Origin of the sequence: Phyllobacterium sp. 22229 (assembly GCF_052056495.1) — a bacterium.
Taxonomy (GTDB): domain Bacteria; phylum Pseudomonadota; class Alphaproteobacteria; order Rhizobiales; family Rhizobiaceae; genus Phyllobacterium; species Phyllobacterium myrsinacearum.
Map to the genome: position 1 here is coordinate 255,153 of NZ_JBQEPA010000007.1, position 7,135 is coordinate 262,287.

Here is a 7,135-nt window from a genome sequence, read left to right on the forward strand (position 1 = left end):
CCTCTCATGGTGGTCTCCGGCCTTCCGGTTATTTCGAGAAACCTTTTGTCGGATCTGCCGGGAATGCCGCATTGGCCTGTTCGCCGCGCAGCAGTTTCAGGGCTTCGATCAGCTGCAGGTCGTCCTTCGGATCCGGCGGGACATAGGCGATCGAGCCCGATCCTTCCGCATCCTCCTGAACGCCCTTGATATGGCCCTTCAGGCTGGATTCGCTCATCGGTTCGGCCCGGCCCTTCAGATCGTCCGGCAGCGGCTGTTCGACCGCGATATCCGGCACGATGCCCTTGCCCTGGATCGACTTGCCCGCCGGGGTGTAATACAGCGCCGTCGTCAGCCGCAGCGCGCCGTTCTCACCCAGCGGAATGATCGTCTGCACCGAGCCCTTGCCGAAGGACCGCGTGCCCAGCACCGTCGCCCGGCGTTGATCCTGCAGCGCACCCGCAACGATTTCAGCCGCACTGGCGGAACCGCCATTGATCAGGACGATCATCGGCTTGCCATTGATCAGATCGCCCGGACGGGCATCGAAGCGGGTGATGTCCTGCGGGTCGCGGGCACGGGTGGAGACGATCTCGCCCTTGTCGAGGAAGGCGTCGGAGACGGCAACCGCCTGGTCCAGCAGGCCGCCGGGATTGAGGCGCAGATCGAGCACAAAGCCCTTGAGCTTGTCGGCGGGAACCTTGCTCTGAATGTCCTTGATCGCCTTCTGCAGGTCTTCGAAGGTCTGTTCGGTGAAGGAAATGACCCTGACATAGCCGACATCGTTCTCGACGCGGTATTTGACGGCCTTTACCTTGACGACATCGCGCACGATGGTCAGCTTGATCGGCTTGTCGGCACCCTGGCGGATCAGGGTCAGCTCGATGGGAGTGTTGACATCGCCGCGCATCTTGTCGACGGCATCGTTCAGTGTCAGGCCGCGAACCTCGGTCCCGTCGATCTGCGAGATGTAGTCGCCAGCCAGAACACCCGCCTTGAACGCGGGCCCGTCTTCCGTTGGCGTGATTACCTTCAACAGCTGGTTTTCCATGGTGACTTCAATGCCAAGGCCGCCAAACTCGCCCTTGGTTTGCACCGACATTTCCTTCGCCTGGTCGGCATTCATGTAGGACGAATGCGGATCGAGCGATGTCAGCATGCCATTGATGGCGCTTTCGATCAGCTTCTGGTCATCCGGCGGCGTGACATACTGGTTGCGCACGCGCTCGAACACTTCACCGAAAAGCGACAACTGCTTGTATGTGTCACTGCCCGCAGCTTGCGCGGCGGTTATATGCAGCCCGCCCTGCACAGCCACCATTGCCGTCGCCCCCATCAGGGCTCCGGCCATGAGAAGCGTTAACCTGCGTACCATTTGCATTCCTTCCAGAAAATCTGCTTGCCCAAAAAAGAGCAACAGGATCATTATATGCCAACCAAGGCAGGATTAACACGACCAGAATATGACCGACGCAGGCCGCGATCCAGAATGATACACTGCCGCTTCCGGTAAATTACACAAGAGCCGTTCGCATGGCTTTTTGGCCTGAGTGCAACATATTTCGCTTGCTCCTATAGCCACTGGAGGATGCAGATTGGCAGCCGATTGTCAAACAGCAGCCGTGGTGTTGACGCCCTCAAACGACGAGCGGCGCGCAAATTCCGGTGGCAGGGCGGTGCGCAATGCAGAACAGCAGCAGTGAACTGGACCATATCCTGGCAAAGCGCCGCCAATTGCGCCAGAACACGGCGCAGGCGCTTGCGCGCATCCAGAAAGCGCACCGGCAGCACCGCCAAATCCGTACCCCGCACATCCGGTCCGGTTTTCACCTCCAGCTGTGGCTGCAGGCGTGCCTGCGCTCCATGGAGGTCAGGGCCTGCGCGCATCTGGTTGCCCTGTTGAACTGGTGTTCCCTGCGCCTCGTCTGGTTCGCGCTGCCCCGGCTGGCCACCGGCCGCCTGACAAAGCGGCATGCCCGATCCCTGTGGCGGGTCATCGGAAAACTCAACCGGATTGGCATGGGGATTGTGCGCTGGCAACTGCGCCGCCATGGTTGAAACAGCGGCAGCCAATCCGGCGATCCGCGCAATTTTTTCCGCTGCCCATTTTCCGTCATGACACTGTCATGATCGTCCTTCTTAAGTCCCTTGCAAATGCTTCGGCAACGATGGCAGATTACCGCGAATAGCGTTCTTTATTCATTGCATTCAAGCCATTAAGGGCCTGGCTCATGGCGTTTCAAAAGTATACACCGCCTGCCATCGGGCGCTCGATGTGGCTAAGCATGTGGGACCTGATGGCTTTGCTGCTGGTAATCGGCGCCATCGTGCTGATCGCCTACGGCGCCCGCGTGACCACGGTTCCGCTGTCGACACTTGAGGCTGCCCCGCTCTCCCTCGATCCATCCAACCTGCCGGTTTACGCGCTTCGCACCATGCTGCGCATGCTTCTGGCCATCGCCCTGTCGCTTGTCTTCACGTTCATCTATGCCGCAGCCGCAGCCAAGAGCCGGCGTGCCGAGATGGTGCTGGTTCCCATTCTCGATATTCTCCAGTCCGTGCCGATCCTCGGCTTCCTGACCTTCACGGTTACCTTCTTCCTCAACCTGTTTCCCGGCAGTGTTCTCGGCGCTGAACTGGCGTCCGTGTTTGCCATCTTTACCAGCCAGGCCTGGAACATGACGTTCAGCATGTACCAATCCATGCGCAACGAGCCGAAAGACCTTGAGGAGGCAACGCAGAGCTTCCACCTGACGGGCTGGCAACGCTTCTGGCGGCTGGACGTCCCGTTTGCGATGCCCGGTCTTGTCTGGAACACCATGATGTCAATGTCGGGAGGCTGGTTCTTCGTCGTGGCCTCGGAGGCGATCACCGTCGGCGACACCACCGTGACCTTGCCGGGTGTGGGCTCCTACGTCGCCCTTGCCATCAAAGAGCAGAACATCATGGCAATCCTCTATGCCACGATGGCGATGCTCGCCGTCATCCTGCTCTACGATCAGTTCCTGTTCCGGCCGCTCGTCGCCTGGGCCGACAAGTTCCGCTTTGAAACAACTTCGTCGGAGACCGTTCCGAGTTCCTGGATGCTCGACCTCTTTCGCCGGGCCCGGATCACACGCCTGCTCGCCGCCCCGCTCGCCTTTCTTTCCCGTCTGGTCTGGAACCTGCGCTTGCCGGCGCTGCCGACATTCGGCTCGGGTGGTGCAAAACCCGCGACGTCGCGCCTTCTCGACCGGCTCTGGCTCGCCTTCATCGTTCTGGCCGCAGGCTATGCCGCCTATATCAGCATCATCTATCTCAAGGCCAACATATCCTGGTCCGACGTCGGGACCGCCGTCGGCAACGGGTTCATCACCCTGTTGCGGGTGACCGTTCTGATGATACTTGCGACCCTTGTCTGGGTGCCTGTCGGTGTATGGATCGGATTGCGGCCGAAACTCGCGCAGAAAGTCCAGCCGCTAGCCCAGTTTCTGGCCGCTTTTCCAGCAAACATCGCATTCCCCGCCTTTGTCGTGCTGATCGTGCATTTCGGACTTAACGCCAATATCTGGCTCAGCCCGCTGATGATCCTTGGCACGCAGTGGTACATTCTTTTCAATGTCATTGCCGGGGCCAGTGCCTTTCCCAGCGATCTCAAGGAAGCCGCGAACAGCTTTCATCTCCGTGGCTGGCGCTGGTGGTTCAAGGTCATTCTCCCCGGCATTTTCCCCTATTACATCACCGGCGCGATCACGGCATCCGGCGGCGCATGGAACGCCAGTATCGTTGCCGAAGTGGCCAGCTGGGGTGATACGCAGCTGACGACACCGGGGCTTGGATCATACATCGCCAATGCCACCACGGCCGGAGATTTCCCGCGTGTCGTGCTTGGCATCACCGTCATGTGCATCTTTGTAACGCTGTTCAATCGCCTGTTCTGGCGCCCGCTCTACGCCTTTGGCGAGCGGCGCCTTCGTCTCGGTTAGTGCCGGATTATCGGATCAAAGGAATGTTCAATGCTTGATCAAGCTGACAGAAACCTGCTCGTTGACATCCGCAATGTTTCCCGGTCCTTCAAGAAGGGCAGCGGCAACGATGTCATGGTGCTCGATGATGTCGATCTGAGCATCAGGGAAGGCGAGATCGTCGGGCTGCTTGGACGCTCCGGCTCGGGAAAGTCGACGCTGCTGCGGATCATCGCCGGTCTCATCGCACCGTCTTCGGGGGAAGCAAAGTGCCGTGGTTCCGTCATCCAGGGGCCGCCCCTCGGCATTTCTATGGTGTTTCAGTCCTTTGCGCTTTTTCCCTGGCTGACAGTCCTCCAGAACGTGGAACTTGGTCTTGAAGCGCAGGATGTCGACCGGTCGGAGCGGCGCAAGCGGGCGCTTGCGGCCATCGATCTCATCGGTCTGGACGGGTTCGAGAACGCCTACCCCAAGGAACTGTCCGGCGGCATGCGCCAGCGTGTCGGTTTTGCCCGGGCGCTGGTGGTTCATCCCGACCTCCTGCTGATGGACGAACCCTTCTCGGCCCTTGATGTCCTGACCGCCGAGACCCTGCGCACCGACATGATCGACCTGTGGATCGAAGGGCGCCTGCCGATCAAATCGGTGCTGATCGTGACCCACAACATCGAAGAAGCGGTGCTGATGTGCGACCGTATCCTGATTTTCTCGTCCAACCCCGGACGGGTCGCGCAGGAACTCAGGGTCGATCTTCCGCATCCGCGCAATCGCCTCGATCCGGTCTTCCGGCAACTGGTCGACAATATCTATGCCCGCATGACCCAGCGCACCGAGCCGCGGCTGCCATCCGTAGAAGGCATTCCGGGCACGGGAATGGGCATGATCTTGAACCCGGTTTCAACCAATGTCCTGGCCGGCCTGATCGAGTCTCTGGCGGGCGAACCATATAATGGGCGCGCCGACCTGCCCGTGCTTGCCGGCACGCTGCAGATGGAGGCCGACGAGCTGTTTCATCTCGGCGAAGCCCTGCAGCTCCTGCGCTTTGCCCATCTGAACGAGGGCGACCTCGTCCTGACCGACGCCGGCATGCGCTTTGCCCATCTCGATACCGATGCGCGCAAGAAGGTTTTCGCCGAACACCTCGTCACCTATGTTCCGCTCATCGGCCTTATCAGGCGCGTGCTTGACGAGCGGCCGACGCATACGGCTCCAGCAGCCCGTTTCCGCAACGAACTGGAAGATTTCATGAGCGAAGACTATGCGGATGAGACGTTGAAGACGGTGGTGTCCTGGGCGCGCTATGCCGAGCTGTTTGCCTATGACGAGCAGGCCGAGCTTTTCAGCCTGGAAAACCCTCAGTAAGGGTTGAGTCGTGGACGATCGGCATTTATGGGAGTTGGGGCCGGTTTCGCGGCGAACCGCCCTTGGCGCGTTTCAAGATCAGTATGGCGATGAAGCCGGATGCCACGACGCCGAGCAAAATAGCGCTCGGCGCTTCGATGCCAAACAGGGATGCAACCCCAAAAAGCAGCAGAAGCCCCAGCAAAGCCAGACCGGCCGTCCGCTCGGTCCGCCATTGATACCGGCATGATGCCCACAGAACGGCCATGCCGACGGCAAGCGCCAGCACGCCGATAATCATTGAGCTCAAGACTTCCGAAAACTCTGCCACTGTGATCCTGCCAACGGTCGATGGTGCGCTTTAAACTTCACACAATCATGATGCTATATACTGCATCGCGAGATGCGGCTTATTAAAGTCGCAGCCGCGTCAATTGCGTGGCGGACATTGCCGGACAACCGTGACATTTCGCGCCGCTGTTTTCTGTTGTTTCAGCAGCTCCAGACGCGCATGGCGTCTACACTCGGAACACATTTGCCTGTAGCCTGCGCCACGGTCGAAGCAATCGATCGACATCCATCAGCCAGATTGAGGGAAACGCTTTATGAGTGGCGTATGCACGCAAGGGGTAGACACCGGCTTTGTGGCCTTGGGTACCGCCAAGGTCGCCGTGCTGGGCGTGGTGCAGGGCATTACGGAATTGCTGCCGATATCATCAACCGCGCATATGCGGCTGGTTCCGGCACTTCTCGGCTGGCAGGATCCGGGATCAGCTTTTTCAGCGGCAATGCAGTTGGCCGCCTTGACGGCGGTGATCTGCTATTTCCGGCGCGATATTTATACCATAACCGGCGGATCGCTCAGTGCGATCAGGACAGGCGACTGGATGTCGCCCCAGCTGCGCATGGCCATCGGCATCGTGCTCGGCACTGTGCCGATCGTCATTGCTGGCCTGCTTCTGGCGCCGGTTCTCAACGCCTGCGACAGTCCCTTGCGGACCTTGCCGGTCATCGGCTTTTCCTGTCTCGTCATGGGTGTTCTGCTCGCCGTTGCCGAATGGGTGTGCCAGCATAAACGCCCAGCGGAGAGCATGCGGCTGCGCGATGCGCTCATCGTCGGCGTTGCCCAGGTCGGCGCCCTGATCCCCGGCGTTTCACGCTCCGGCTCAACCCTGACAGCGGCCCTGTTTCGCGATTTCACGCGGCAGGACGCTGCGCGCTTTTCCTTTCTGCTCGGCATTCCGGCAATCGCGCTGGCGGGCCTGCATGAGCTTGTTGTCCTCGCCCGCGCACATCTTCCCTTTGAAGGCTGGATGATCCTGCTCGTCGGACTTGTCGTCGGATCGCTGTCATCCTTTGCCGCGCTGTGGGGACTGATGCGTATTCTGGAGCGTTTTTCAACGCTGCCCTTCATCTGCTACCGGATTCTGCTCGGCGTGGTGATCCTCTGGATCTCATACGCCTGACGGATCTGCAGTGAAGGACGGGCGATAAACAGGGCGCTGTCCCGTTTATCGCCCGGAGTATCACGCTACATTGTCGTCATCAGTATCGCTGTCCTGTGCATCATCATAGGCGTCATCAAGACGATCCATTTCGGCATAGTCGTTCTGCGTACCGGTGCCTTTGTCATCGTTGTAGTAATTGTTGATGACCGTCTCACCGGCTTGCGGCGTATTGCCGGTGGCGCCGCCCGAGCCGCCAAACAGCGAATTGCCGCCCATCATATTCTTGATGCCTTCAAACATGAGCGCGCCACCGGCCACGCCGGCTGCCGTGGTCAAGGCGCCCTGCAGAAAGCCGCCGCCCTGGGCCTGCGGTTGGTGCAGACAAAACGGCGATCTGGAACGGGGCGCATGGCATTACTCGAC

The 7,135-nt window shown here is 59.8% G+C and carries 7 protein-coding genes; 4 read left to right on the forward strand and 3 right to left on the reverse strand.

What is annotated here, in order from left to right; genetic code table 11:
* Nucleotides 1–28 precede the first annotated feature (28 nt).
* On the reverse strand, nt 29–1,354 hold the full coding sequence (locus ACTJJ7_RS11170) for a S41 family peptidase (protein ID WP_440967120.1): 1,326 nt from the start codon (nt 1,352–1,354) through the stop codon (nt 29–31).
* Between the two features lie 308 nt (nt 1,355–1,662).
* On the opposite strand from ACTJJ7_RS11170, the gene ACTJJ7_RS11175 reads away from it, so the two are divergent.
* From ACTJJ7_RS11175 to ACTJJ7_RS11185, 3 genes are all read left to right on the forward strand, one after another.
* A complete protein-coding gene (locus ACTJJ7_RS11175; RefSeq protein ID WP_440967121.1) occupies nt 1,663–2,037 on the forward strand; it encodes a hypothetical protein in 375 nt (124 codons plus the stop codon).
* Nucleotides 2,038–2,210: 173 nt separating this feature from the next.
* Nucleotides 2,211–3,944 carry an ABC transporter permease gene (locus ACTJJ7_RS11180; protein WP_440967122.1) on the forward strand — a complete coding sequence of 578 codons (1,734 nt, stop codon included), beginning with the start codon at nt 2,211–2,213 and terminating at the stop codon, nt 3,942–3,944.
* Between the two features lie 30 nt (nt 3,945–3,974).
* Nucleotides 3,975–5,285, forward strand: coding sequence for an ABC transporter ATP-binding protein (locus ACTJJ7_RS11185; RefSeq protein ID WP_440967124.1), 1,311 nt, complete (start codon nt 3,975–3,977; stop codon nt 5,283–5,285).
* A 25-nt stretch (nt 5,286–5,310) separates the two neighbouring features.
* Here the strand turns inward: ACTJJ7_RS11185 and ACTJJ7_RS11190 are convergent, their stop codons facing one another.
* Nucleotides 5,311–5,574 (reverse strand): hypothetical protein, encoded by a 264-nt coding sequence (locus tag ACTJJ7_RS11190; protein ID WP_130502115.1) that lies wholly within the window; start codon nt 5,572–5,574, stop codon nt 5,311–5,313.
* Between the two features lie 295 nt (nt 5,575–5,869).
* Between ACTJJ7_RS11190 and ACTJJ7_RS11195 the strand changes: the two genes are divergently transcribed.
* Nucleotides 5,870–6,730 (forward strand): undecaprenyl-diphosphate phosphatase, encoded by an 861-nt coding sequence (locus ACTJJ7_RS11195; protein ID WP_130272289.1) that lies wholly within the window; start codon nt 5,870–5,872, stop codon nt 6,728–6,730.
* A gap of 60 nt (nt 6,731–6,790) precedes the next feature.
* On the opposite strand, the gene ACTJJ7_RS11200 is transcribed toward ACTJJ7_RS11195, so the two are convergent.
* Entirely contained in the window at nt 6,791–7,093 is a 303-nt protein-coding gene (locus ACTJJ7_RS11200) for a DUF2076 family protein (protein ID WP_440967146.1), read from the reverse strand.
* Between the last annotated feature and the right edge of the window lie 42 nt (nt 7,094–7,135).